A 26606-nucleotide genomic window follows, 5' to 3' on the forward strand; every position below is an offset into this window, starting at 1 on the left:
GCGCTCAATAAGGAGAGGGGCAACAACTATCCCGCGCTTGATAATGATCCCGAGGTTACAGGGTTTTGTGGTTGTCCATATAGTCCAGCGCCAGCTGGGTGATCGCCCTGGTGCCCACCTTCAGCGCGCTCTCGTCCACATAGAACTCCGGTGAGTGGTTGCTGGCGGCGGTGGCCGGATCTTCGCCCGCTGGGGTTACGCCCAGGAAGTAGTAGAAGCCGGGCACCTCGTTGGCGAAATAGGAGAAGTCCTCGGCGCCGGTGATCTTGGGCACTTCGATTACGCGCTTCTCACCGGCGGCGGCTCGCAGGGTCGGCAGTACCGCCTGAGTCAGCGCCGGATCGTTGACGGTGACCGGGTAGCCCTCGAGGATCTCCACCTCCGCCCGGGCGCCGGCGCTCTCGGCGATATGCTTCACCGTGGTCTGCAGCTTCTCGAAGATCTGCCGGCGGTTGTCCATATCGAAGTTGCGGATGGTGCCGTTCAAAAACACCGAATCGGGAATGATGTTGTTGCGCACCCCGCCGTCGATCTTGCCAAAGGACACCACGGCTGGTTCCTTGGTGATGTCGATCTGGCGGCTGATGATGGTCTGGGTGCCGAGCACGATCTGCGCGGCGGTTGTGATCGGGTCCACCCCACCCCAGGGGCGGGAGCCGTGGGTCTGGCGGCCGTGCACGGTGATGCGGAACTCGTCGGAGCTGGCCATCAGCGGGCCGGTGCGGTAACCGATCACGCCGGCGGGCAGGTTGGAGGTGACATGCTGGCCGAAGGCCACGTCCGGCTTGTATTTCTTGAACAGCCCCTCTTTCAGCATCAGCTCGGCGCCACCCTCCTCGCCGTCCGGCGCGCCTTCCTCGGCGGGCTGGAACACGAACAGCACATTGCCATTCAACTGCTCGCGCATGCCGGTGAGCACCTCCGCCGCGCCCATCAGCATGGCCACGTGGGTGTCGTGGCCGCAGGCGTGCATCACGCCCACTTCCTCGTCGTTGTAGGTGGTCTTCACCTTGGAGGCGAAGGGCAGGTCCACCCGCTCGGATACCGGCAGCGCGTCCATATCCGCGCGCAGGGCCACCGTGGGGCCGGGTTTACCGCCCTTGAGCAGGCCCACCACGCCGGTGTGGGCCACGCCGGTCTCCACCTCCATGCCCAGGGATTTCAGGTGGCTGGCGATGTACTTGGCGGTCTCGAATTCGCGGTTGCCCAGTTCCGGGTTGCGGTGGATATGGCGGCGCCATTCGATGACTTTGGATTCGGTTTTGTTCAGCAACTGGTCCGCGTCGGCGGCTGTCGCCGGTCCGGCGCCCAGCAGGGCCGTCCCCAGGGCGAAAGGCAGGAATACTCTTTTCACGGTCGCGTTCCTTGTTTTTCGTGATCGTCGCTGGATTCTAACGCAGTTTTCACGCCAGTCCGGCAATTGACCTTTCGGGGTTGATCAATTATTGTCCAGCCCCTCCCGCAGAGGTTTTGCTGCTTTCTTCCTTATATTGTCCGCCCACGATCCCCGTCGCGGCCGTCGAATTTAGTGTTAACAGGCCCTGAGCCGATGAGAGAAGCCACCCCGCCCGCCGCTCCCCCCACGAGGTCCAGCCGTGGCCGGCGTTGAATTCAAGCGGGTGGTCAAACGCTACGGAGACAGCCCACCCGCGGTGCCGGGGCTCGACCTGCAGGTCCGCGACGGCGAATTTATGGTGCTGGTGGGCCCCTCCGGCTGCGGCAAGTCCACTACCCTGCGTATGATCGCCGGCCTGGAGTCGGTGACTGCCGGCGAACTGTGGATCGGAGACCGCCTGGTCAACGAACTGCCGCCGAAAGATCGCGACGTGGCCATGGTGTTCCAGAACTACGCCCTCTACCCGCATATGAGCGTGTTCGAAAATATGGCCTTCGGCCTGCGGGTGCGCAAACAGCCGGAATCCCTGATCAGGTCCAAGGTGGAGCGGGCGGCGGAGACCCTGGGGCTCGGCGAACTGCTCGGGCGCAAGCCGGGCCAGCTCTCCGGCGGCCAGTGTCAGCGAGTGGCGCTGGGTCGCGCCATGGTGCGCGATCCGCAGGTCTTCCTGTTCGACGAACCTCTGTCCAACCTGGACGCCGAGCTGCGGGTGCAGACCCGCGGCAATATCGCCCGCCTGCATCGGGAGTTCGCCACCACCTCGGTGTACGTCACCCACGACCAGGTGGAAGCCATGACCCTGGGTTCCCGCATCGCCGTGCTGAACGGCGGGGAACTGATGCAGCTGGGCACGCCGATGGAACTCTACGGCGATCCCGACAATGTGTTCGTAGCCGGCTTTATGGGCTCGCCGCCGATGAATATCGTCCCCGTACAGAACCTCGGCCGCGCTCTGAAAAACTCCCTGATCCGGTTCGAATGCGACGGCCTGGAAAGCCTGCCGGCGGAATTGCTGCTGGGGGTCCGCCCGGAAAAACTGTGCCGCGCCGCGGAGGCGCCGCGTCACTGGCCCCGGTTGCGGGCCGCGATCGAAATGGTCGAAAGCCTGGGGGCGGAGATGCTGGTGCACCTGGGCGACGGCCGCGAACGGATGGTCGCGCGGCTGCCGGGTTTGCAACCGCTTACTGCGGGCGATTCGCTCGAACTCGCTTTCGATCCCGCCGCTGTCTATCTGTTCGACCCCGAGGGCCGGCGACGCATTCGCGAGATTCAGCCCGCGCCGGAGCTGGCACAGTGCTAGCCATTACTCCCAGGAGCTTGCTTGCAAGCGAACAACCACGTCGCTACAACGCACATTGGTCTTCGCGTGCAAGCAAGCTCCTGCAAGGTGCCGTCTCCCTGATGCTGTGCCTCTGCGCAGCCAAAGTTTCCGCCCAGGAAGAACTACTCCTCTGGCACGGCTACCGCGGCGCCGAGCGCCAGGCCCTGGAGCAACTGCTGCAAGACTATAACCGCCGCCAGGGCGAAGTGCGGGTTCGCGCGCTGGCGGTCCCTTTCGGCAGTTACGCGGACAAACTCTCCGCGGCGCTGCCCCGGGGTCAGGGGCCGGATGTATTTATCTTCGCCCACGACCGCATCGGCGGTTGGGCCAGGGCCGGCCACACCGTCGCGCCCATCGACGGACTGGTGGAAGAAGCGGTGTTGCAGCGCTTTCCGCAAAAACTGCTCAGTGCCATGCGCTACCGCGGCCACCTCTACGGCCTGCCGTTCAATTTCAAAAGCACCGCGCTGATCTACAACCGCGCGCTGGTGCAGAGCCCCCCGGCCACTACGGAGGAACTGCTCACTCTCGCCCGCGAGTACACTGACCAGAAGAACGGCCGCTTCGGCCTCGCCTACAGCTACACCGAACCCTTTTTCCACGGCGCGCTGATGAACAGCTTCGGCCACGGCCCCTTCGATGAAAACAGCCGCCTGGCGCTGGACAGTGATGGCAATATCCTGTCGCTGCAACTGCTGGAAGATTGGGCGCGGTTGTACCGGATACTGCCGGAAGAACCCAGCAGCACCCTGATCGCCAGCCTGTTCAACCGGGGCCGTGCGGCTATGGTGATCAGCGGTCCCTGGATGCTGGGGGAGATAGCCCCGGGAATTGACTACGGGGTGTCGCCCCTGCCGGTCAACAGCGCCAGCGGCAAACCGCTGGCGCCCTGGGTGGCGGTGGAAGGGTTGTTTGTCTCCTCCTGGTCGAACAACAAGGCCGCCGCCTACCGCCTGCTGGAATTTCTCACCGCGCGCGCCGCCGCCGAGCGAATGGCCATTGCCGGCGGCCAGCTGCCCGCCAATCTGGCCGCTTTCGAACACCCCACAGTTGCCGCCGACAAAAACGCCATGGCCTTTCGTCGCCAGTTGGACACCGCAGTGCCTATTCCCAATTTGCCGGAAATGACCCTGCTGTGGATGCCGCTGGAGAATGTATTAAAAAAAGTGGTCAAGGGAGCGGCGCGGCCGGCGCCGGAAATGCATCGGCTGCAGCGCCGGCTGGAGAGGGAAATCGCCGCACTCGATCCCGGGCGGAGCGCAGGTGCAAAGCCCGGGGAAATTCCCACCTGGTTGTGGCTGGTACCCGCGGCGTTGGCAGTATGTCTCCTGCGCCGGCGCCGCCGGATCGCCGACGGCTGGCGCCGGCACAGGACCGCCTATCTGTATATCCTGCCGGCGGTAATCGGCATGCTGCTGTTGGTGTTTTTCCCGCTGCTCTACGGCCTGCTGCTGTCATTCACCGACACCACGCTGCTCAACGAGAACACACCGCTCGCCAGCCGCTGGCTGGGGCTGGACAATTATGTGGGGATTCTCGGCGACTGGAATCTCTGGTACGGCGAGGGCCCCGAGCGGAGTATCAATTTCGATAATTTCTACTGGACCCTTTTCGTCACCGTCTGCTGGACCGCAAGCAATGTGCTGATCGCGGTGGGGGTGGCGCTGGTACTGGCGCTGGCACTGAACAAACCGGTTTTCGGTCGCACCTGGTTCCGCGTGCTGTTGATCCTGCCCTGGGCCATTCCCAACTACATCACCGCGCTGGTATGGAAGGGCATGTTTCACCCGCAGTTCGGCGTTATCAACCAGGCGCTGCAGATCTTCGGTGTGGCGCCGGTGGCCTGGTTCGATTCCGTGGGCGCGAGCTTCTTTACCGGCCTGGTCACCAACGTGTGGCTGAGTATTCCGTTTATGCTGGTGGTGATTCTTGGCGGTCTGCAGTCGATCCCCCGGGAACTTTATGAAGCGGCGAAAGTGGAAGGCGCAGGGCGCTGGTTCCAGTTCCGCTCAATTACCCTGCCACTGCTCAAGCCTGTGCTGGTGCCGGCGGTTGTTCTCTCGGTGGTGTGGACCTTCAATATGTTTAACGTGATCTACCTGGTGAGCGACGGCGCACCGGCGGGAGCCACTGATATCCTGATCACCAAAGCGTTCCGCATCGGCTTCGAGAAATACCAGTACGCCTACGCCGCAGCCTATTCCATGGTGATACTGGCGCTGCTGTTCTGCTACGCCCTGTGGCAGATGCGTTTCTCCAAAGCCCTGGAGTCCGCCCGATGAAAATGATTCGGAGTGCATGTAGGAGCCTGCTTGCAGGCGAACGGCTACGGAGCATGATTCTTTTCGCCTGCAAGCAGGCTCCTACAAGGCGTATTAAAAAAATCCTGACGGATATTTGCAGCTGGCGTTTTGCACTGCTATTCCTCGCCAGCGCCGTCGTGATCTATCCACTACTGTGGGTGATCAGCTTGGCATTTTCCGGCCAACAATCCCTGCAACTGGTCCAACTGTCGGAAAACGCAGGCCTCGCCCAGCAGATCGCCGCCCTGGTTCCGCTACCCCACCAATGGTCCCTGGACAACTTCCGCGCGGTGCTTACCGAACAGCCGTTTATGCAATGGCTGGGCAACAGTCTGGTGGTGGCCACCGGCACCACCCTGGTCGGGCTGTCCCTGGCCTGTCCCGCCGCCTACGCATTCGCCCGCTTTCGTTTTGCCGGCCGCGAACGCGGGTTGATGCTGTTTTTGATCTCACAGATGTTCCCCGCGCTGCTGATGCTGATACCGCTGTATGTGATCGTGGTGCGCTGGCTGGGCCTGGGCAATTCCTGGCTGGGTCTGATCCTGGTGTACTCGATCACCGCGCTGCCGTTTTGTGTGTGGATGCTCAAGGGTTACTTCGATACTCTTCCCTGCGAGATCGAGGAGTCCGCGCTGCTGGAGGGCGCATCGCGCCCGCAGATTTTCCGCAAAATCATCCTGCCACTGGCGCGCCCGGCGATCGTCGTGACCGGGCTGTTCTCATTTATGACCGCCTGGAACGAATTTATCCTCGCCTCCATTTTTATGGACGACGAATCCCTGTACACGGTACCGGTAGGGTTGCGCTTCTTCGTCAACGACTACGCCTCCGAGTGGGGCTTCTTCGCCGCCGGCTCCATACTGGTTTCCCTGCCGGTAATTGCGTTATTTACTATGCTGCAGCGTTTTCTGGCCTCGGGGCTTTCTTCCGGGGCGGTCAAAGGTTAGAAAAATACCGCTGTATGGCCTATCTTTTGGCGACTTGCTTGGAAGAAATATCGGTGCTTCAGTGGGTAATCTTTATAAGGGAGATTTTGTGACCAAGTTTATCAAAAACATCAAAAAGGAGTCTCTCTACCGGTCGTGGTCGAGGCTCGACAAATATACATTTGATTTCCTCAGGGAGGACGGCGCCTGGGAGGCCCAGCAAAGGGAAGTCTATGATCGCGGGGATGGCGCCGCCGTATTGTTGTTCAATCCCCGCAAGGGAACGGTAATCTTAACCCGACAGTTTCGCTTGCCGACTTTCCTGAACGGAAACAGCAATGGAATGCTGGTTGAAGCCTGCGCTGGGGCCCTGGATGGGGACGACCCGTACGTTTGTATACTTCGTGAAATTGAGGAGGAGACGGGTTACCGGATCGAGAAGGTTAAAAAAGTATTTGAAGCTTATATGTCTCCAGGCTCGGTTACTGAGATTTTGCATTTTTTTACCGCGGAGTATTCGGATGAAATGCGGGTGTCGGGGGGCGGCGGTGTGGGCGCCGAGCAGGAATATATTGAAGTCCTGGAATATGATCTCGAAAAGGCTTACTCGATGATAGCGGACGGGCTGATAAAGGATGGAAAAACCATAATGCTGCTACAGTATGCAAAACTGAACAGTTTGTGCGAGAGCAATATCTGATGCCCTGCATCCTTAGCTGGGCAGGACTTCTTGGCGGGCTCTCCGCTTCATTGCCGCCGCCTTGCTGTGATCGATCACCTCGGTAGTGGCCACCATCAGGTGATAAAGGGTGCTGGCCGGAGCATTGTGATTAATAACCTGGTTCTGTTTATCCAGTTGATCAATGTATAGACCGGGCAGGGAAGGGGAAAAGTAATATTCGAACAGTAGTCGTATCCCGTGCGCAGCCTGCTGTTCAGCAACGGTATCTCCGTGTGTGGCCTGGCACAGGCTGGCTTTGATCAACTCTGTAATCGGCCAGCACCGTTTAGTGGGCTGGTGGATTTTACCGCTGGGAGTGATCGCATCGTAAATCAACCCAGTGGTTTTCTCCTGGCCCAGTGACAGCGCATTGTCATACAAGGTGCGGGTATAGCGATCGACGGGGGCGCCGCTGCGTTGGCTGTACTGATGCAGCAGCCATACCCATTCCAGCATGTGGCCGGGCTCCACTTTCTGCCCCTCGGTTTCAGAGAGCGGGCACCAGTCGTGCCGGAAGTACTCCAGCAGCAGTCCCCGTTCACTATCGTAGAAACAGTTTTCAAAGAGTGCGAAAACCTCCCCGGCCCGGGCCAGCCAGCGACCGTCGCCGCTGGCGTCGTAGAGGGCGATAAAGGCTTCGAGCAGATGCATGTGCGGGTTTTGCCGTCTCACTTCCGTCTCGTAGTCCCCCTCCAGCCAGCCGCCCCGGAGGCCCTTGAGATATTGATCCAGATGACAGATCAACGCCTCCGCCTTGCGCAGGGCTGCAAGATCGTTGAAGGCGCGCAGGCGCCAGGCACAGGCAAGGAGAAAGAAGGCCAGGTCGTAGAGGTCCTGGCGCGTGTCGCCGATGCGATCGTCGCTGGTCAGCAGGTGAACATAGACATCGGGAGTATTGGGATGGGTGGCATAGCGAGCCAGGTAATTTTCCAGCGCCGCTACCCGCTCCGCGCCGTCACTGACCCAGCCGCGGAAGCTGGCGCAGGCAATAAAGAACATCTGCCGCGCCTGGACCCGAACCCGTTTGGCGCAGTCCCTGTCGGCATTGCCTTCGCTGTCGAGTTGCTCATAGGCGCTGCCGGTGGCGGGATCAAATCCCCTGCTGATCCAAAGGGGGATGGCGGAATCCACCATCCAACTCTGCAACCGCTCGGACCATTCGGAGAGTTCCTGGGACATGTTTCACTAGGAAAGAGCTGGGGTGCTTTTGCGCACTATAAATTCGTAGGGCAGGACCGTTTCGGTCTGCTGCAGCTCCTGGCCTTCGATCAGTTCCAGCAGGGTGTTAAACCCGATGCGGCCCAGCTCTTCGGCGGGTTGGGCAACCGTCGTCAGGGGCGGGTCGCTATAGCGGGCGAACTCGATATCGTCGAAACCGGTGATGGACATCTCCTCCGGCACACGAATGCCGGCGGACTTGAGGCCCTGGATGCAACCGATGGCCATTTCATCATTCATCGAGAAAATGGCAGTGGGGCGGTTTTTCATGCGGGAAAAATGGCTGGCCGCCATCAGTCCCGATCCCATGGTGAAATCGCCATTGACCAGCAGGTCGGCATCATAGGAGATGCCTGCCTTGTGCAGGGCTTCCCGATAACCGCGCAGGCGGTCGCGGGAGTGGGGGTTGTCGTGGAGGCCGGCGAGGACACCGATCCTGCGGTGGCCCTGACCGATCAAATATTGAACGATCTCACCTGCGGCGCCGGCGTTATCAATGCGCACCGACGGGTAGGGAGTATCCTCGCAGCCGCAGGTCGAAACCATGGGGATGTCCGCCTCCGGCTCCAGGGACTCGCCGGGAACATGGGGGCGTAACTGCAGTATGCCGTCCGCCTGGCGGGTCTCCACCAGTTTGGTGTAATCGCGCTCGCGGGCGATGGAGTCCCTGGTATCTCCCAGCAGGACGCTATAGCCCTTTTGCTGGGCGGCGTCCTCTATTCCCCGGATAACGGTGGCGAAAAACAGGTTGGAGATATTGGGCACCAGGACAACGATCGAGTAGGCACGCACGGCACGAAAGTTACGGGCCATCATGTTGGGCCGGTACTTTACCTTCTCGATCGCTGCGTTGACCTTGGCCAGCGCCTCTTTCGAGACTTTTTCCGGATGGCTGAGCGCCCGGGATACCGTGGCAATTGAAACCCCGGCAACTCGTGACACTTCCCTGATATTCGACATTATGGCGACCGTAACAAGCTGGATGGCACGGCTGGTGCCTGCGGAAAGCGAGGGCAACTTACCGCAAATTGTTGAGAAGCTCTAGCAAATTTGAGTGTAACCGGTTACATTATACCGACTGGACCCCTCTATGGGTAGGGGTTTGAGTCCGACTCCGGATGCCAAAACGATAATAAAGCGCCGCTGCGAAAACGCGGCAGGCGCTGATAATGATGAGAGAGTGTTGCCATGAACCTCGCCCCCGTCGACTTGCTGGTGATCGGTCTCTACCTGTTTGCCTCGCTGTTTATCGGCTTCTGGGTCTCCAGAAAGGCCTCGCAGAATATTCAAAGTTACTTCCTGGGGGGGAACAAGCTGCCCTGGTACTACCTGGGACTATCCAATGCTTCCGGGCAGTTCGATATCTCGGGAACCATGTGGATGGTCTATCTGCTCTTCATCTATGGCTTGAAGAGCATCTACATCCCCTGGCTGTGGCCCGCCTTCAACCAGGTTTTCCTGATGGTCTTCCTGTCTATCTGGCTGCGCCGCTCCGGCGTGATGACCGGGGCGGAGTGGATACGCTTTCGTTTTGGCGAGGGGCGCGGGGCGGAGCTGTCCCACCTGGTGATCGTTGCCTTTGCGTTACTGGTGGTGCTCGGCTACCTGGCCTACGGGTTTGTAGGCATCGGTAAGTTTGCGGCGGCGTTTATGCCCTGGCAGCTCTCGGCGGATGCGCATACCAACGAGATCCTCTATGGGCTGATTCTGACCGCGGTCACCGCTGTCTATGTGGTGAAGGGCGGTATGTTCGGTGTGGTGCTCACGGAAGTGATGCAGTTCGTCATCATGACCGTGGCCTGTATTGCGATCGGTGTTATCGCGATGGTGCAGGTGTCGCCGGAGATGCTCGAAGCCGCAGTTCCAGAGGGCTGGTTCAGTATGGGCTTTGGCCGGACTTTGGAGCTGGACTGGAGCGGAATTCTGGAAAGTGCCAACCAGCGTATTGTCGAGGACGGCTGGTCGCTGTTTTCCGTGTTTTTCATGTTGGTGCTGCTCAAGGGAATTCTGCAGAGTATTGCCGGCCCGGCGCCGAACTATGATATGCAGCGCATCCTCTCGGCGCGCACGCCGGTGGAGGCGGCCAAGATGAGCTGGCTGGTAAGCCTGGTCTTGCTGTTCCCGCGCTACATGATGATCACCGGCCTCACCATACTGGCGCTGGTGTTCTTTATGGGCGATCTGCGCGCGATGGGGACGGCTGTCGACTTCGAGCAGATATTGCCTTTTGCACTGGCCAATTATGTGCCCGCGGGCCTTCTTGGCCTGGTGATTGCTGGCCTGCTGGCCACCTTTATGTCCACATTTGCCGCGACCACCAACTCGGCGCCGGCCTATGTGGTGAACGATATCTACAAACGCTATTTCAACCCCAACGGGTCCCAGAAAACCTACGTGCGTATGAGCTACCTGGTCTCCGTGACATTTGTGGTGCTTGGAACCGCGATCGGTCTGTTTGCCCCCTCGCTGAACGACATCATCCTGTGGATTGTCAGTGCGCTTTATGGCGGCTACACCGCGGCAAATATTCTCAAGTGGTATTGGTGGCGGATGAATGGATTCGGCTATTTCTATGGAATGCTCGCCGGGCTGCTGGTGGCCATTCCGCTGATGTTCACCGACCTGTCCCCTCTCTACGCCTTTCCGGCACTGTTTGGGCTCTGTGTAGTGGCCAGTATCGCGGGCTCGCTGCTCACCAAGCCGGATGATATGGAGACACTAAAGAAGTTTTACTTCAAAACACGCCCCTGGGGATTCTGGCGGCCGGTGCACGAGGCCCTCGAAGAGAGCCACCCGGGGCTGCGCAGGAACGGGGACTGCCTACGGGATATGGTCAACTGCACCGTCGGTATTTTCTGGCATACGGCTTTGACCGCTGCACCTATATTCCTTGTGATTCGCCGCTGGCCTGAATTTTTTGTAGCTGCGGTAGTGGTTGTGGTTACCAGTCTGTTTCTGTGGCGCAACTGGTACGTCCTGATGCGCAATGACCCGGATGCGGTAGTGAAAGGTACGGATGCATCTGAAGATGGTCGAGGTGCTTTGACATCTGCCTGATATATGCACGAGTTATAGGGTTTATAAGAGTGGTTTATGAGTGATTTTATTGGAAAGGTGCGAGCCCTTGTCGCGCTGCAGGAAGATTTTCTTTCCAGGGAAAACGAGCCTGATGGCGGGATTGGTAATGGGATATTTCAGCGGTGGAAGAATCCCGTTGTCAGCCGTCACCATGTGCCGGTTTCCTGGCGTTACGATTTCAACGAGTCCAGCAATCCGTGGTTGATGGAGCGGCAGGGGATCAACGCCACATTCAATGCGGGCGCGATAAAGCTCGATGAAAAATACCTTGTGGCTGTTCGTGTCGAGGGCGTCGACAGAAAATCATTCTTTGCGATCGCAGAGAGCGCCAACGGTGTGGACGGTTTCCGTTTCTGGGATAAACCGATCGTCATGCCGGAAACCGAGCGGCCGGACACCAATATTTACGATATGCGCCTCACCCGGCATCAGGATGGCTGGATCTATGGCCTTTTCTGCACGGAACGCAAGGACGAAAGCCGCCCGCAGGATATCAGCGCTGCCGAAGCCCAGTGCGGCATTGCCCGTACCAGGGACTTGCGCAGCTGGGAGCGGCTTCCGGACCTGGCTACCTATTCGGGCCAGCAGCGCAATGTGGTGCTCCACCCGGAGTTTGTCGATGGAAAATACGCTCTATATACCCGACCACAGGATGGTTTCATCAGCGTCGGCAGCGGAGGCGGTATCGGCTGGGGCCTGACCGATAGCATGGAGTCTGCGGAAATCACCGAAGAGATATTGGTTGATACCAAGGTGTACCACACCATCAAGGAAGTAAAAAACGGCCTGGGCCCCGCACCGATAAAGACAGCCCAAGGCTGGCTGCACCTGGCCCACGGCGTGCGCAACACCGCTGCGGGACTTCGTTATGTTCTGTATATGTTTATGACGGACCTGGAGCGCCCCTGGGAGGTCATCCATCGCCCCGCCGGACACCTGATGGCGCCGGAAGGCGGCGAGCGGCTGGGGGATGTCTCCAATGTGTTGTTCAGCAATGGCTGGATAGCCGATGACAGCGGAGAGGTGTTTATCTACTACGCCTCTTCCGATACCCGCCTGCATGTCGCCACCACTACCGTTGATCAGTTGATTGACTATTGTATCAACACGCCTGGGGATGGTTTGCGCTCCGCCACATCGGTCACCAGCAGAATTGACCTGATCGAACGCAATGCAGCGGTTTTGCGGGATCTTTGAATATGGACATCCCGCCAATAAAGGACAGCTTGGCCACGGGATTACCGGGCCCGGCTTTCTGCGCTGAGCTGCAGGAGGAATTCAGCCGGCAACTGCTGTCTATTGCCGATTGGTGGCTGGAAAATGCGCTTGATAGAAATCTTGGGGGGTTCTTTGGTGAAGTTTCCGTCCGCGGGACTCCGGATTTGCAGGCGGATAAGGGAGTTGTCCTCAATGCGAGGATACTCTGGTTCTTCAGCGAACTATGCCTGTACCTGGAAAACCCCGAATATATAGCAAAGTACCGCCACCTGGCCGACCGGGCATTTCGCTATTTCGTGGAACGCTTCGATGACAAGGTGCACGGCGGTGCTGTTTGGTCTGTAGACTATCAGGGAAAGATAGTCGACGGGACAAAAAAGACATACGCCCAGGCATTTTCCATCTATGCCTTGTCGAGTTATTACCGCCTTAGCAATAACAGACTGGCTCTGGATAAGGCGCTTTCCTATTTTGAGTTAATCGAGAAAAACTGTGTTGACAGGGAGTTGGGCGGCTATTGGGAGGCGGTGGGGAGAGACTGGCTTCCTATTGAAGACGTGCGCCTTAGTGATAAGGACATGAATGCTCCCAAAACCATGAATAACCATCTGCACGTCATGGAGGCTTATACGGGGTTATTCAGGGCAAGCAAGAAGCGGGAGGTGGAGAGTGCATTAACAAATAGTATCCAGTGGTTCTGTGAAAAGATTCTTGATAAGAAGAGCGGACACCTACGCCTGTTCCTAAACAGGGATTGGACGGATATTTCCACGAGTTTCTCATACGGTCACGACATCGAAGCCAGCTGGTTGCTGGCGGAGGCTCTGGAGGACCTGGGAAATCCGCATCTTCAGTCTGAGTTTTCCCCCTGCATACACACACTTTCAGGTAGCTGTTTGCGCGAAGGAATTGGAGAGCTCGGCCAGGTTCTGGATACCTATGACTTTTCACTGCAAACACGCCACACGGATTCGGAGTGGTGGGTTCAGGCTGAGGCCTTGGTTGGTTTTTTGAACGCCTGGCAATCAACTGGAGAAGAGCGTTACTGGAAGGCTTTCCTGAGGGTGTGGCAATTTGTCAAGGACCACCAGATAGACTGGGAAGATGGCGAATGGCTCTATCATTCAACGCTGGATCGCCCGAAAGAAGAGCAGAACTACAAGGCGGGGTTTTGGAAAGGGCCTTATCACAATGGCCGTGCGATGATGGAAGTGTGCCGGCGAATAAAAAACCTGAGCTTATCCGGGAATAAAAACAGAGCGGATCGGAATTATGAAATCGCTGATTAATACTCTTCTGCTGGCAGCTCTGAATACCGTGCTGCTGGGTTGTTCGAACGCGAAAGCCGATCTACCGGACCACTGTATTGTTCCGGACGGGAAAAGTGATTTTTCGGGGTTTCACAATTTTGTTACCAGGGAAGGCTATAGATTATTTGACGGCGACAGGCCGCTTCGCTTTATCGGCCTGCACGCCACCGAGTTGCATCGGATAGAGGATGACGTGGCCTCGAAAAACAGCGAGATCGGGAAGGCGGACCATTTTCGCTGGCCCAGTGCCCGGGAGCAGGAGAACTGGATAAAGGCACTTGTAAGAAGCGGGCACACCGGTAGCAGGATATATACGCTTTCCGTCGACGATATGTCGCTCCCCGATGCGGTCAGGGAAAACATGCCCGCCCATGTGGTCAAGAACCCGTCCACCGGCAGGGTGGAATTGAACCCCGATGCCATGCAGGTATTCGACCGGATGGTGTATCTCGCTGACCTGCACGGCCTGCGCCTGATCGTGCCGGTGATCGACCACTGGAGCTGGTGGGGTGGCAAGCGGGAGCTGGCCATCATGGTTGGCGAGGGCCATCTGGAGACCAAGGAATTGGGTCCCCTGTACGATGTGGACAGCAAAACCTATGCCGCCTACCGGGGTATTATCGAGCAGCTGCTGAGCCACAAAAATAGCTGCACCGGCCGGGAGTACCGCGAAGAGAAAGCGATAATGGCGTGGGAGACCGGCAATGAGCTGCGCGGAACCAACAAACGTTTTCTGGCCGAGACGGCGGCATTGATCAAGCGGCTGGCGCCCAACCAATTGGTGGTGGATGGGGACCAGCAGGCCGACAATATCAACAGCGGTCGGCAGGAAGACTTGGGGAACGGAGAGTTCCTCGGCTTGCTGGATAAAAACGTGGACATTCAGTCGAACCATTTCTACGGCTCTTATATGGATCCGGAGGTGGTCAGACATCAGGCGAAACTGGCCCGGAAGTACAACAAACCGCTGTTCGTCGGCGAATACGGCCTGCAACCGTTTGCGCGTATAGAGGAGGTCACCCGGGCCCTGGCGGAGGAGCCCGCCATCGCCGGCGCTTTACTCTGGGGCTTTCGCGGGCACCGCGAGGCCGGCGGCTTTTACTGGCACAGGGAGTTCGATGGGCACCTGAGCTATCACCTGCCGGGTTTTTCCGTCAATGACGACAACAACGAGCGCCGGGTGGTTGATCTTTTGCGCCGAACCCAGGCGGAAATATCCAGTGATCCCCGGGCGATCGGGTTTGCGCGAAAACTACCGGCTCCGGAAGCGCCCTGGTTGCACCCGGTAAAAGCCAACGGCGAAATCAACTGGATGGGGGCTCCCGTGGGTGAGCACTATCGGCTCTACCGCTCGGAAGACGGCGGGAAAAGCTGGAGCTTGCAGGCCGATGATCTTGTGGACGGAGAGAATTTCTGGAATCCGCAGAGCGACTCCCTTTATCGTGAACCGCAGCCGCCGGAAAACGGCTGTTTCAGTTATCGCCTGGTGGCTGTAAACGAATCGGGGAAGTCGGAGCCATCCAATATACAGACGTTGTGTGCCGAAAACCGTGGTGTGGCGGATCGCTGATTGCCGGCCATCAATACTGTTGAGTGAAGACTTGGCACCCTGTAGGAGCGGCCCACGGCCGCGATCGAACTTGAATCCACTCCGCATCGGCTACAGGTACACCTGTAGGAGCCTGCTTGCAGGCGAACGGCTACGGAGCGCTGATCTTTTCGCCTGCAAGCAGGCTCCTACAAAGTACTGGGCGGTAGGGTGCGCCGTGCGCACCATTTCAGAACTGATGCGGGCCCCGGCGCCTTCTGGTGCGCACGGCGCACCCTACAAGAGCGAAACTGCCATTTAAGCGCTTTATTCGGCTTTTGATTTCTGCGCCAGCGTGGTTATTTCCGCAATTCTCTCGGCATGGCCGCTGATAATCGCCAGGGTGCTCGTGTCGCTGTCAAATACGGAATTGAGCCCCTGCGGCTCCTGGGGCGGATCTCCGAGGAAGGGGTCACCGGTCTTCCAGATTGCGTCCGCGGAGGCCGCACGGCCATAGCCGGCGAAGGTCCAGAAATTCGAGCCACTAAACGGCCCCTTCTCTTTACGATTCTTCTCGATCAGTGCGTATATCTCCCCGAGAAAACGGTCCCGGTATTTAGTGCTCGCCTCGGGAGAGTGGCTTCCGTCATCCCGTTCCACACCGAATTCCTCCAACACCAGCGGTTTGTCGAGACGCCCGGCGATCTCTATATGCTGTTGCAGGTAATCGCGGGATTTCCGCAGTGCATCGGGATAGGTGGAATCCGGGTCCTTAATGTCGAACCAGCTCCAGTTCTTGATCCACAGGTGTACGGTAAGGTAGTCGATGTAGGGAGTATCGTGAGCCGCAGTGTATAGATCGGCGCGCTGCTGGCTGCCCATGATGCCCTCGCTGCCACTACTTACCAGCTGCCTGGGGGCGAGCTGTTTGATGGCTTTGGCGGTGTCGTTTATCCAGCCGATATAGCTTTGCGCCCTCTCCTCGCTATAGGAGGCATCGCTGCCGGGCCGGGGCTCGTTGGCGAGTTGCCAGGACATGATGGTCGGATCGTCGCGGTACTTCTTGCCGGTGAGGTGATTGGTGCGCGACGTCAATTCAGCGATGGCTTGCAGGTACTGTTTCTGGCAGGGCGCGCAGCGATAGAAACCCGCGGACTTATCCATGAACTGATTCCATTCCCCATCCACGTCCGGGTCGTGAATTTTCCCACCGTTATGCCAGGCCAGGTACTGGGACATACCGCCGGACCACTGCCAGAAGTTGGTCAGGTAGAGCACCGCCTTCATGTCCCGCTTGGCCATCTCCACCAGAAGGCGGTCGAGGCCGCGCAGCAGCTTCTCGTTGTAGGTCCCCGGGCTGGTGATAAAGGCGGGTTTCACGCTGCGGCTCAGCTCGCTCAGTTCGGACAGCGCCAGTACCCGAAGGTTGGTGATCCCGTTGTCCCGCAGGAAATCCAGTTCTCGCATCAGCCTTTCCGGATCAGTATGTCCCAGGTAGGCCCCGTGCCAGTAATTGGTTCCGGCGTAGGCGTAGGTCCGGCCGTCGATACTGAAGTGGCTATTCTCGACGGTGACAAAGCCTGTGGGGGCTCGGGCCTCTGCTAGGCTGCCGAAAATGGCGGTTATCAGAACAGCCAGGACTATGGCGAGATCTCTGCGGTTCGTCATTTCAGCTTCTCCCTGTTTTTTATTTTGTGACTCGATGGGGGATTATGTTCTCAACAGCCTGTACCGGTAGACCGGGCATGAGTGGGCCGCCGAAGTTTCCCGCCATTCAATCACAGGTTTGTAACCGGTTACAAACCTGTGCGTTACCTTTTTGCTTCAGAATGGCGCCGGCCATAAAAAGTTTGCACTGACCTGGTGCTTGTAATAATCTCGATATGGAACCGGTTACATGTAGATGGAGTACCATGTAGGTGCCGCCGGAGGGAGTAGGCTCAGTCGGGGTCATGGGCTGAAGTGTGTAACCGGTTACATCCATTTTGGATGACGGCAGGGAGCGTCTCAGTGTGGGCGCCGTTGTAATGCAGTAGCGCCTCAATAGGCCGGACTCTGCCCAGAGCGGTCAACAAATAATAATTACTTGAGGGAAAACAATATGCTGTCTAATAAACTTCCATTTGCCCGGGCAGTCCTGGCCACCAGTATCGCAGCCTATGGCCTGCTTGGAGTTCCGGCTGTGTCGGCCCAGGAGGCCGAATCCACCGAAGAAACTGCGGAAGAGAGCACTGCTCTGGAAGCCACTCTCCTGGAAGAGGTCGTTGTCCAGGGCATGCGCATGTCACTGGAAAATGCCCAGGACCTTAAACGCAATGCCCCTACGGTGATGGATTCGATTACCGCCAAGGACCTGGGGTCTTTTCCCGATAAGTCTGTCGCCGAAGCTCTGCAACGGGTTGCCGGTATTACCGTCAATCGTTTTGCCGCTTCGTCGGACACTGCCCACTTTTCGGCCGAACCTTCGGGTGTGGTGGTGCGCGGCCTGAACCAGGTGCGCACCGAATTCAATGGCCGCACCTCGTTCAGTGCCAATTCATCCCGCGGACTCAGCTGGGGCGATGTATCTCCTGAATTGATGTCCGGTGTGGATACCTACAAAAACCAGATGGCCGAACTGATTGAAGGCGGTATTGCAGGTACCGTGAATATGCGCACCCGCGTTCCCTTCGACCAGGAAGGCGAAATGGTCGCCCTGACGGTCAACAGCAACTACGGCGACCTGTCCGAAAAGATAACCCCCGAGGTGTCCGGTCTGTACAGCAACCGCTGGGAAACCGGCGTGGGTGAATTCGGTTTTCTGGCCAACTTTGCCCATTCGGACGTGGAAACCAAAACCGAAGGCTCCCAGCTGTTCCGGATGAATCGGTTCCGCGATGTGTACGAACCAACGGAGGACAGCCTCTATTACATCCCCGCTAAGGTCAATATGCGGGAAAACGTTTACGAGCGTGAACGCAACGGCGTAGCGCTGGCGCTTCAGTTCCAAAACCCGGATGAAACCGTTGTTCTCACCACTCAGTACAACCGCTCGGAATACAATAATGCCTGGGAGGAGTACGTCGTAGAGGTGGCTCCCGCTGATCTGTCCTACGGGCAGAGTGTGTTCTATGAAATTGAGGATTCCGCCAGCGCCCCGCAACCTGCAGAGGGAACCGATCCTTTTACCTTCAATAGAGGGGGGTTGTTCCAGGCCGGAGTCATGACCGCCAATAATGGCAACTTTGTGGGCGATGGATTCGCTTTCAATGCGGCCGGCGCCCCCTTTATCGACCCCTGTTACGACTGGGCTGGATGTAGTACGCCGAGCAGGCGCGGCGTGGATATGACCACCTCCACCCGCTCCAACAACAATGAAAACATGACCCAAGATTTTGCGGTCAACCTGAAGTGGGCACTTACCGATCGCATCCGCTCGCAGTTCGATGTCCAGTACGTGGACTCCGAAGTGCAAAACTACGATATTGCAATGGATTTTGGCGCCTACACCAATCTCGGCCTGGACCTGCGCGGCGATCGCCCGGTGATGACGTTGCAGGACCCCGCCAACGTGAATATGTCCCCGGGCAACTGGTCCAACCCCAATAACTACCGCATCAATTCGATCATGGATCACGTCGAGGACAGTGAAGGCGACCAGCTTGCCCTGCGCGGCGACTTCGAGTTCGATATCGACAACGGCTGGATGGAATCGATCAAGACCGGCGTGCGCTGGGCCGAGCGCGACCAGAATGTGCGCTGGAGCACTTATAATTGGACGGGCATGGCCAACAACTGGGCGGGCGGGCAGGCGCCCTATTACAACCTGGATCAACACGACCCGGCCAATGGCGAGGGCGCCCAGCCGGGGTTCACCGGCTACCCGGAGGGATTTTACGAAATACGTGATTTCGGCACCTCCAGCTATCACGACATCAACGTAAACCAGTTTGTATTTGCCGATATGGACCTGCTTCAGGACCGCCGGCGTATGGCAAACGCGCTCGGTGCGAGCGCGCTCGGTTTCGATATCGTTGGTAACCAAGTCTTCTGGGACCCCATATGTTCCAATATGGGCGATCGCAGTGAAGAAGTGCCCGGCACCTGCTTTACCCCGGCGGAAATCGCGGATGTCAACGAAGAGACCCAGGCGGCCTATGTGCAGTTCAACTTCGGCGGTTCGGAGGCCGAGGTATTCGGGGTGCCTTACTCCGGGAATATCGGTGTGCGATATGTAAAAACCGTCAATACCGGCTCCGGTGGTATAGCCTATCCGACTCCGGACCAGGATCCTGAGTGTAGACCCGTAGAGGTTGCGGATGGAGAGCCAGAGCCGCCTGTGCCCAATTCAGTGGGGTGCTACCTTTCGGAGGAAGATATAGCCTTCATGAACGGGGCCAGCAGTACCAATCAGACAGAGAAAACCCATCACCATCTGCTGCCGAGCTTCAATATCAAGTTCGACCTGACCGACGAAGTACTGTTGCGATTCGCCGCCTCCAAGGCTATAGCCCGTCCGGATATCGGCAACCTGCGTAACTACACCGGCATCAGGGCTACCCTGCCGGACATCGAAGATGCCAATGATCCGCTGTGGATAAAGAACGATCAGGGCGAGATCGTCGGGGCCAATGTCCGCTACACCAGTGGGGCGCAAAACCCCTTCCTGGAGCCGATTGAGGCAACCCAGTTTGATCTGGCATTGGAATATTATTTTGCGGACGTGGGTTCTATGACCTTCACCGTCTTCCAGAAGGAGTTTGACAATTACATTCAGTTTGGGGCCCAGAACATTGAATTTACCAACAACGGGGTAACCCGTACGGTAGAGGTGCGCCGGCCGCTCAACGGCGACGGTGCCGAGATCAAGGGATTCGAATTCGCCTTCCAGCGCTTCTTCGATTTCCTGCCGGAACCGTTCAACGGCCTGGGTATGCAGGCCAACTATACCTATATCGACAACAAGGGTATTACCAACACCAATGTTCAGAGCCAGCAAGCCGATGGTAGCACTGTCACCGGTCAGGCACCGGATACCATCGGTGTCAACCGGCTCGAGGGCCTGAGCGATCACGCCTATAACATCATCGGCATGTATGAAAAAGGCGATTGGCAGGCTCGTTTGGCGTACAGCTGGCGCGACGAGTATATGGTTACTGCCATCGACTGCTGCGTCGCCTACCCGGTTTGGAACGAGCCCTACGGGTCTCTGGATGGTTCCATAAAATACAGTCTGACCGACAATCTTGATATTACCTTCCAGGGAAGTAACCTCTTGAGTGAGGAAACCGTGCTTGAGCAGCAGGTGACCAATGCTGACGATGGTGGTTTGCGTCTTCCCAACGCCCGGTTTGTCAACGACCGCCGTTATACGCTGGGTCTGCGCTACCAGTTCTGATGCGCACTTGTGGTGAACGGAAAATGCGCTGCTGTGGGAGTGGCGTAACGATTCTTTCCCTGTAGGAGCGGCCGACGGCCGCTCCTACAGGGAGATATCGACGTTGCTGTTATCCCCAGGGTAGTAGTTGCGGAGTGGCAGTGCATTTTCCAAAACTGCCCTTTCGGGCGGAAGCAGACTATGTCAAAAAAAATAAAAATAGTTGTCTTAGGGGGCGGTACGGCGGGCTGGATGTCCGCGGCGGCATTGGCCGGCGTGGCAACGGACAAAGTCTGCGAAGTGGTGCTGATAGAGTCCGAGGAGATTGGCACCGTAGGGGTGGGAGAGGCGACCATCCCGGCGATCAAGGAGTTTAACGACAGGCTGGGCATTCCCGAGCCTGAAATGATGCGAAAAACCCGCGCCACCTTCAAGTTGGGCATTGAATTTGTCGACTGGGGGGAAAAGGGAACTTCCTACATTCATCCGTTCGGAACCTATGGCAAAACCATAGCGGGCACGGATTTTCATCAACATTGGCTGCGGCTTGCCAAGGCACATCAGGTCCCACCACTTGAAGCATTCTCCTTTGCGGTCAATGCCTGCCGGGCCGGAAAGTTCGATTTCCCGGCAGAGAATAAAACAGCAGTCAATGCCGCCTATTCCTATGCCTACCATTTTGATGCCGGTCTCTACGCCCGATACCTGAGAGATTTTTCCGAACGAAAAGGGGTAAAACGCCAGGAGGGAAAAGTCGTCCAGGTGCAGACCAGCCCTGACAGCGGACACGTTCATTCCCTGCTTCTTGAATCGGGTGAGAAAATCATCGGCGATTACTTTATCGACTGCTCGGGTTTCCGGTCTCTACTGCTGGGCGAAACACTGGGAGTGTCATTTGAGAGTTGGAAACATTGGCTGGCCTGTGATAGCGCAGTTGCCGTGGCGAGTGAGCGCGGAGCGTTTTTCCCACCCTATACCCGCGCTACGGCAAAGGGCGCCGGCTGGCAGTGGCGTATTCCCCTGCAGCACAGGACCGGAAATGGTTACGTATACTCAAGCGACATTATCAGTAATGATGAAGCCACCATCTCGCTGCTTTCCGGGCTGGATGAGCCGGCGATCACTGAGCCCCGTACGCTTCGGTTCGAAGCGGGGAAAAGGGCTTGCGCCTGGGATAAGAACTGTATTGCGGTAGGACTGTCCGGTGGTTTTCTGGAGCCTTTGGAATCCACCAGTATCTACCTGATACAGATCGCCATTATCAATTTCCTTAAGCTCATGCCCGGCAAGGTCGCTGATCCTCGTGTGATTCGCGAATATAACCGGCTGATTGATCTCGAATACGAGCGCGTACGGGATTTCCTCATCCTCCACTACCACCTGAATCGCAGGGACGACTCTGTACTGTGGCGGTACTGCCAGCGTATGGCGGTGCCAGACAGCTTGCGCGAGAAGATAGAACTATTTGGAAGGCGCGGTTACATCGAACAGTATCGCCATGGGCTTTTCGCCCCTCCCAGCTGGCTCGGCGTTTATATGGGGCAAGGGTTGATGCCGGAGAACGTCGAGCCCCTGGTGGGCGTTGTGACTGAAGAAAGAGTGAGAGACGAGCTCTCCGGCCTGAAGGCCGCCATCGACCGGAAGGTGGCACAAATGCAGGATCATGAAGCATTTATCGCCGGCTATTGCCCGGCCGGTACATAGGTGCCGTCAATGATTAAAACCATTGCCGTTGTAGGACGAGATGAAGACGCCTGGATGACGGCGCTTATGCTGCAATTGAGCCTGGGAAAGTCCGTGCAACCGGTTGAGGTTACGCTGGTGGAGCTGCCGTCCAACGTTGGCGCGCAGGATTTTTACGCGACTATTCCCTCGCAACGTGCCTTTCACGAGTTGTTGGGGTTGTCTGAAAGCAATGTGTTGTCGGCAGGCCGGGGCGTGCAGTCGCTGGGTTACCGCTACTCCAATTGGACCGGGGAATCATCGGATTTTTTTCATGTGTACGATACGACCGGCACGGCGCTTGACGGTATTGATTTTCTGCAGTTCTGGACAAAAGCCCGACACAGGGGACTGAATGTCGCGCTGGATGAGTTCTCTCTCGCGGCGGCAGCGGCTCGACGCGGGAAAATGATCATGCTCAATGATCGGACGTCCGCCTACAGTCACGCGAATCATGGTTACAACCTGTCGGCGCTGTCATACCTCAAAGGCATTGCCAAGGTGGCTTTGGCCGCCGGTGTAAAGCATATTGTGGCAGAGGTTGAAAGGATTCGGGTCAAGGAAGAGCGCATTGAGTCGGTGTTTCTAAAGGGTGGTAAGAGTTTAGAGGCGGACCTGTTTATTGATGCCAGTGGTGACGGTGAGTTAATCAGCCAGTTGAATGAAGGGTTTAGCCGATGGGATCAGTGGTTTTTATGTGACCGCGCCATTGTGGCCAGTGTCGAAAGGTTGAGACCCATGGCCTCCTTTAACCAGGTTTCGGCCGTACCCGCCGGCTGGCTGGGGCTTTACCCACTGGCTTCCCGCACAGGTGTCACCATGCAGTTTTGTTCCCGTCATATAAACGATGGCGAGGCGTTAAGGGTGATGAATGCCGCGGTGAGGCAGCCGGTGCAGGAGCCGAAGCTCCTGGCGCTTGAAGCCGGCGCGCGCACAAAGCCCTGGGTGGGGAATTGTATTGCGATAGGCAAGACCGCCGCCCGTATGGATGGCCTGGAGGGTGTGCAACTGCATGTGTTGCACACTACGTTGTCCTATCTCCTGACGCTTTTGCCTGTAACGGCAGACTACGATCTGGAGCGCAACACCTACAATACGCGTTTGACCCGCCATATAGAGAGATTGCGTGATTTCCAGTTGGCGCACTACGTCTTGAATAGACGCTCCTCCGATCCCTTCTGGCGCGATTGCGCTGCGGTTGAGATGCCCGGATCGCTGAGAGAGAAAATCGAGCTGTTCAAAGCGCGGGGTGTTATTGCCATGCGCGAAAGTGAAACCTTCCAGGAGGAAAGTTGGAGCGCGCTTCTAACTGGTTGTGGCATAGTGCCCGACAGTTACGACCCGCTTGTGGATAAAATACCGGAAGAGCATCAGATTCAGCAATTTCAACGCATGCTCTCCTTTATTGCTGAACAGGCGGAGCAAATGCCGGACATGGAAAGGTTTGTCCAGGTGCATGACGCAGCGAGCTATTCCGAGGGTTTATTTTAAACGCTATTCAAAGCGCGGAAGCTTTCCCTATGATCAAAGATATTATTATTGTCGGAGGTGGTACCGCGGGTTGGATGACGGCGGCTGCTCTGAGCAAGGTGCTTGGCGATAAGCGCTATCGCTTCCGTCTGATAGAGTCCGAACAGATCGGTACGGTGGGTGTAGGGGAAGCGACCATACCCATGATTGCTCTTTACAACAACGTGTTGGGTATCGATGAAAACGAATTTGTCAGGGAAACCAACGCCACCTTCAAGCTGGGTATCGAATTCAGGGACTGGAGAAAGGTCGGTCACAGTTATTTTCACCCCTTTGGCCTCTATGGGGTCGATATGGATGGCATCAGCTTCTCCCATTTCTGGATGCGGTGGCAGCGCGAGGGCGGTGCTCTCGATTTCTCCCACTTCAATGTCGAAACCGAAGCGGCCAGATCGAACCGGTTTATGCGGACCATGCATGAAGCCGGTCCGAAACTGATGCCGGATGTCAACTACGCCTATCAATTCGATGCCGGGAAATATGCCGAATACTTGAAAAAGCGCTCCATTAAACAGGGCGTTGAGCGTATTGAAGGCAAGATTGTTCACGTTCAGCAGGACCCTGATACCGGCAACATCGCTTCGGTGCAGCTGGAAAGTGGCGAGTCTGTCAGCGGTGACCTTTTCATTGACTGCTCGGGCTTTAGGGGGCTCCTGATCGAGGGGGTGTACCAGGCCGGCTACGATGACTGGAGCCACTGGCTGCCGGTCAACAAGGCGGTTGCCGCACCCTGCGAAAAAGTCGGGGAGCCAACGCCCTATACCCGGTCAACTGCTCTGGCGGCAGGATGGCAGTGGCGCATTCCTTTGCAACACAGAACGGGCAACGGCTATGTGTACTGTGATCAGTACATCAGCGACGATGAGGCCACGCAGGTATTGCTGGACAATCTGGACGGAAAATTAACGGCTGACCCGAGGGTGCTGAAGTTTGTGACCGGAAAGCGCAAAAAGTGCTGGGTTAAAAACTGTCTGGCCATCGGTCTTTCCGGTGGGTTTCTGGAGCCACTGGAGTCCACCAGTATTCATTTGGTGCAAGTGGCTATTTCCAAGTTGCTGGCGATGTTTCCCGGAACACATATATGTGATGTTGTCGTTCGCCGGTTCAATTCCGAGATGGCGGATGAGTACGAAAGCATCAAGGATTTCCTGATTGCCCATTACTACGTAACCGAGCGCGAGGACAGTGAGTTTTGGCGCTATGTCCGCTCCATGGAGATTCCCGCCGCGCTGTCGGAGCGGCTTCATTTGTTCAGGAGCCGGGGCGAGGTGTTTGTCCGGCAGACGGAGTTGTTCAAGGAGAACAGTTGGTTTTCTGTGCTGGTTGGGCAGGGGATGGTGCCGCAGTCGTATCACCCGGTGGCCGATGCCATAACGTCCGATGAACTCAACCTGCGCATGGTCAAAGTTCGGGACGGCATTCGCAAGCGCCTTGAGATGATGCCCTCCCACGGAGAATATATCGCGCGGCACTGTGCTTCGCAGGGTGGTGTGTCACGGTAACCGAATCCGGGGTTGATAAAATTCAATAAACTCGAGCATCCCAGTCGAAATAAGAAATATGTGCCATGAAAATATATTGTGCTCAAGCGTGAAGAAGAGCCAGTGGATTTTGGCCGTTTTGCTGATTTCCATTAGTGTGTTCAGTCGGGCGGAGAAGTTTCCCGATCTGGCCGCAACTCCGCAAATGGGCTGGAACAGCTGGAATCACTTCGGCTGTGATATCAATGAACAGATTATTCGCGAGATGGCGGATGCGATGGTTGCCAGCGGTATGAGGGAGGCTGGCTACGAATACATCAATATCGACGACTGTTGGCACGGCGAGCGGGATTCCCGGGGATTTATCCAGCCGAGCCCCGAGCATTTTCCGTCGGGCATGAAGGCTCTGGCGGACTATGTCCACAGCAAGGGCCTGAAACTGGGCATCTATTCCGATGCCGGCGCCACCACCTGCGCCGGGCGGCCCGGCAGCCGCGGCCATGAGTACCAGGATGCCCTTACCTACGCCAGTTGGGGAATAGACTATTTGAAATACGATTGGTGCGACACCGAGAACCTCGATCCCACCGGCGCCTACACCACCATGCGCGATGCCATACGGGCGGCGGGCCGGCCCATACTCTTCAGTATTTGCGAATGGGGGGACAATAAACCCTGGGAGTGGGCGGCGGATATGGGGCACTCATGGCGCACAACCGGAGATATCTATCCTTGCTGGAACTGTGAACTAAGCCATGGGTCCTGGTCGTCCTGGGGCGTTCTGCCGATTCTCGATAAGCAGGCGGGCCTGCGCCAATATGCCGGACCGGGCCATTGGAACGACATGGATATGCTGGAGGTGGGCAATGGCATGAGCCCGGAAGAGGATCGCGCACATTTCAGTATCTGGGCGATGATGGCATCTCCGCTGATTGCCGGAAACGATCTGCGCCATATGAAAAAGCAAACTGTGGAAATCCTGACCAATAAGGATGTTATCGCCATAAATCAGGACAGGCTCGGGATTCAGGCGATGAAGTTTATCGATGAGGGCGACTTTGAAATATGGGTCAAGCCGCTGGAAGAAGATGAGTGGGGCTTTATGTTCCTTAATCGCAGCGGAGAGGTGGCTCGCTACCACTACGATTGGAGGGCACATAAAGTGGAAGACGATGTCCATAGCCGCTCGATTGACTTTAACCGTGTCCAGTTTGCCTGGAAAGACCTCTGGTCCAGGGAACGAGGCAGTACCGAGCGGGCGCTGGATCTGAAAGTCCCCCCGCACAGTGTGATCCTGCTGCGTTTAAAGCCAATAGGGGCATCTTAGGGCCTCAAGTTTCGGAATTCAGATCAAGGCTGTGGGAGCCTGCCCCGCAGGCGAAAAGACGGTGCTGAATGGCAACGCCATTATTCGCCAGCAGGGCTGGCTCCCACAGGGTGCGGTCCAGCGGAGGAGCATCCGCGCCAGGTACGGCGCCCTCACCCACTGGAATCGCGA

17 protein-coding genes are annotated in these 26606 nt (G+C 57.3%); 13 read left to right on the forward strand and 4 right to left on the reverse strand.

Annotated features, from left to right (window positions below; translation table 11 throughout):
- Positions 1 to 55: 55 nt before the first annotated feature.
- On the reverse strand, positions 56 to 1354 hold the full coding sequence (locus tag PP263_RS19000; RefSeq protein ID WP_308365516.1) for a M20 family metallopeptidase: 1299 nt from the start codon (positions 1352 to 1354) through the stop codon (positions 56 to 58).
- 241 nt (positions 1355 to 1595) lie between these two features.
- Between PP263_RS19000 and PP263_RS19005 the strand changes: the two genes are divergently transcribed.
- From PP263_RS19005 to PP263_RS19020, 4 genes are all read left to right on the forward strand, one after another.
- On the forward strand, positions 1596 to 2696 hold the full coding sequence (locus PP263_RS19005; RefSeq protein ID WP_308365517.1) for a sn-glycerol-3-phosphate ABC transporter ATP-binding protein UgpC: 1101 nt from the start codon (positions 1596 to 1598) through the stop codon (positions 2694 to 2696).
- A 101-nt stretch (positions 2697 to 2797) separates the two neighbouring features.
- Positions 2798 to 4999 (forward strand): extracellular solute-binding protein, encoded by a 2202-nt coding sequence (locus tag PP263_RS19010; RefSeq protein ID WP_308365519.1) that lies wholly within the window; start codon positions 2798 to 2800, stop codon positions 4997 to 4999.
- A gap of 53 nt (positions 5000 to 5052) precedes the next feature.
- The gene (locus PP263_RS19015) at positions 5053 to 5967 is read left to right on the forward strand and encodes a sugar ABC transporter permease (protein ID WP_308365521.1); all 915 of its coding nucleotides are present in this window, start codon (positions 5053 to 5055) and stop codon (positions 5965 to 5967) included.
- Between the two features lie 88 nt (positions 5968 to 6055).
- A complete protein-coding gene (locus PP263_RS19020) occupies positions 6056 to 6646 on the forward strand; it encodes an NUDIX domain-containing protein (RefSeq protein WP_308365522.1) in 591 nt (196 codons plus the stop codon).
- Between the two features lie 12 nt (positions 6647 to 6658).
- Here the strand turns inward: PP263_RS19020 and PP263_RS19025 are convergent, their stop codons facing one another.
- Together PP263_RS19025 and PP263_RS19030 are read right to left on the reverse strand one after the other, a co-directional pair.
- Entirely contained in the window at positions 6659 to 7846 is a 1188-nt protein-coding gene (locus tag PP263_RS19025) for an AGE family epimerase/isomerase (protein WP_308365523.1), read from the reverse strand.
- Positions 7847 to 7852: 6 nt separating this feature from the next.
- Positions 7853 to 8845, reverse strand: a complete 993-nt coding sequence (locus PP263_RS19030) for a LacI family DNA-binding transcriptional regulator (RefSeq protein WP_308365524.1) — start codon at positions 8843 to 8845, stop codon at positions 7853 to 7855.
- A gap of 228 nt (positions 8846 to 9073) precedes the next feature.
- On the opposite strand from PP263_RS19030, the gene PP263_RS19035 reads away from it, so the two are divergent.
- From PP263_RS19035 to PP263_RS19050, 4 genes are read left to right on the forward strand one after another with little or no spacing between them, the layout of a single operon-like run.
- A complete protein-coding gene (locus tag PP263_RS19035) occupies positions 9074 to 10942 on the forward strand; it encodes a sodium:solute symporter family protein (protein ID WP_308365525.1) in 1869 nt (622 codons plus the stop codon).
- 36 nt (positions 10943 to 10978) lie between these two features.
- A complete protein-coding gene (locus tag PP263_RS19040) occupies positions 10979 to 12160 on the forward strand; it encodes a glycosidase (RefSeq protein WP_308365526.1) in 1182 nt (393 codons plus the stop codon).
- A gap of 2 nt (positions 12161 to 12162) precedes the next feature.
- Positions 12163 to 13470, forward strand: a complete 1308-nt coding sequence (locus PP263_RS19045; protein WP_308365528.1) for an AGE family epimerase/isomerase — start codon at positions 12163 to 12165, stop codon at positions 13468 to 13470.
- Entirely contained in the window at positions 13454 to 15061 is a 1608-nt protein-coding gene (locus tag PP263_RS19050) for a beta-mannanase man5E (RefSeq protein ID WP_308365530.1), read from the forward strand. Before PP263_RS19045 ends, PP263_RS19050 begins: the two co-directional genes overlap by 17 nt.
- 285 nt (positions 15062 to 15346) lie before the next feature.
- On the opposite strand, the gene PP263_RS19055 is transcribed toward PP263_RS19050, so the two are convergent.
- On the reverse strand, positions 15347 to 16687 hold the full coding sequence (locus tag PP263_RS19055; protein ID WP_308365531.1) for a beta-galactosidase: 1341 nt from the start codon (positions 16685 to 16687) through the stop codon (positions 15347 to 15349).
- Between the two features lie 433 nt (positions 16688 to 17120).
- On the opposite strand from PP263_RS19055, the gene PP263_RS19060 reads away from it, so the two are divergent.
- The 5 genes from PP263_RS19060 (at position 17121) to PP263_RS19080 (ending at position 26435) form a co-directional block, all read left to right on the forward strand.
- Positions 17121 to 20396 carry a TonB-dependent receptor gene (locus PP263_RS19060; RefSeq protein ID WP_308365533.1) on the forward strand — a complete coding sequence of 1092 codons (3276 nt, stop codon included), beginning with the start codon at positions 17121 to 17123 and terminating at the stop codon, positions 20394 to 20396.
- Between the two features lie 180 nt (positions 20397 to 20576).
- Positions 20577 to 22079 carry a tryptophan 7-halogenase gene (locus tag PP263_RS19065; protein ID WP_308365534.1) on the forward strand — a complete coding sequence of 501 codons (1503 nt, stop codon included), beginning with the start codon at positions 20577 to 20579 and terminating at the stop codon, positions 22077 to 22079.
- A 9-nt stretch (positions 22080 to 22088) separates the two neighbouring features.
- The gene (locus tag PP263_RS19070; RefSeq protein WP_308365536.1) at positions 22089 to 23588 is read left to right on the forward strand and encodes a tryptophan 7-halogenase; all 1500 of its coding nucleotides are present in this window, start codon (positions 22089 to 22091) and stop codon (positions 23586 to 23588) included.
- A 29-nt stretch (positions 23589 to 23617) separates the two neighbouring features.
- Complete coding sequence (locus PP263_RS19075) at positions 23618 to 25129, forward strand: tryptophan 7-halogenase (protein ID WP_308365537.1); 1512 nt, start codon at positions 23618 to 23620, stop codon at positions 25127 to 25129.
- A 118-nt stretch (positions 25130 to 25247) separates the two neighbouring features.
- The gene (locus PP263_RS19080; protein ID WP_308365538.1) at positions 25248 to 26435 is read left to right on the forward strand and encodes a glycoside hydrolase family 27 protein; all 1188 of its coding nucleotides are present in this window, start codon (positions 25248 to 25250) and stop codon (positions 26433 to 26435) included.
- Positions 26436 to 26606 lie beyond the last annotated feature (171 nt).

This window comes from Microbulbifer sp. TB1203 (genome assembly GCF_030997045.1).
Classification (GTDB): Bacteria; Pseudomonadota; Gammaproteobacteria; order Pseudomonadales; family Cellvibrionaceae; genus Microbulbifer.

Excerpts from the sequence above, each read along its gene's own strand:
- PP263_RS19055 (WP_308365531.1), bottom strand. The coding sequence starts at position 16,687 with ATGACGAACCGCAGAGATCTCGCCATAGTCCTGGCTGTTCTGATAACC.
- PP263_RS19035 (WP_308365525.1), top strand. The coding sequence starts at position 9,074 with ATGAACCTCGCCCCCGTCGACTTGCTGGTGATCGGTCTCTACCTGTTT.
- PP263_RS19010 (WP_308365519.1), top strand. The coding sequence starts at position 2,798 with ATGCTGTGCCTCTGCGCAGCCAAAGTTTCCGCCCAGGAAGAACTACTC.
- PP263_RS19060 (WP_308365533.1), top strand. The coding sequence starts at position 17,121 with ATGCTGTCTAATAAACTTCCATTTGCCCGGGCAGTCCTGGCCACCAGT.
- PP263_RS19045 (WP_308365528.1), top strand. The coding sequence starts at position 12,163 with ATGGACATCCCGCCAATAAAGGACAGCTTGGCCACGGGATTACCGGGC.
- PP263_RS19040 (WP_308365526.1), top strand. The coding sequence starts at position 10,979 with ATGAGTGATTTTATTGGAAAGGTGCGAGCCCTTGTCGCGCTGCAGGAA.
- PP263_RS19075 (WP_308365537.1), top strand. The coding sequence starts at position 23,618 with ATGATCAAAGATATTATTATTGTCGGAGGTGGTACCGCGGGTTGGATG.
- PP263_RS19025 (WP_308365523.1), bottom strand. The coding sequence starts at position 7,846 with ATGTCCCAGGAACTCTCCGAATGGTCCGAGCGGTTGCAGAGTTGGATG.
- PP263_RS19050 (WP_308365530.1), top strand. The coding sequence starts at position 13,454 with ATGAAATCGCTGATTAATACTCTTCTGCTGGCAGCTCTGAATACCGTG.
- PP263_RS19070 (WP_308365536.1), top strand. The coding sequence starts at position 22,089 with ATGATTAAAACCATTGCCGTTGTAGGACGAGATGAAGACGCCTGGATG.
- PP263_RS19065 (WP_308365534.1), top strand. The coding sequence starts at position 20,577 with ATGTCAAAAAAAATAAAAATAGTTGTCTTAGGGGGCGGTACGGCGGGC.
- PP263_RS19015 (WP_308365521.1), top strand. The coding sequence starts at position 5,053 with ATGATTCTTTTCGCCTGCAAGCAGGCTCCTACAAGGCGTATTAAAAAA.
- PP263_RS19030 (WP_308365524.1), bottom strand. The coding sequence starts at position 8,845 with ATGTCGAATATCAGGGAAGTGTCACGAGTTGCCGGGGTTTCAATTGCC.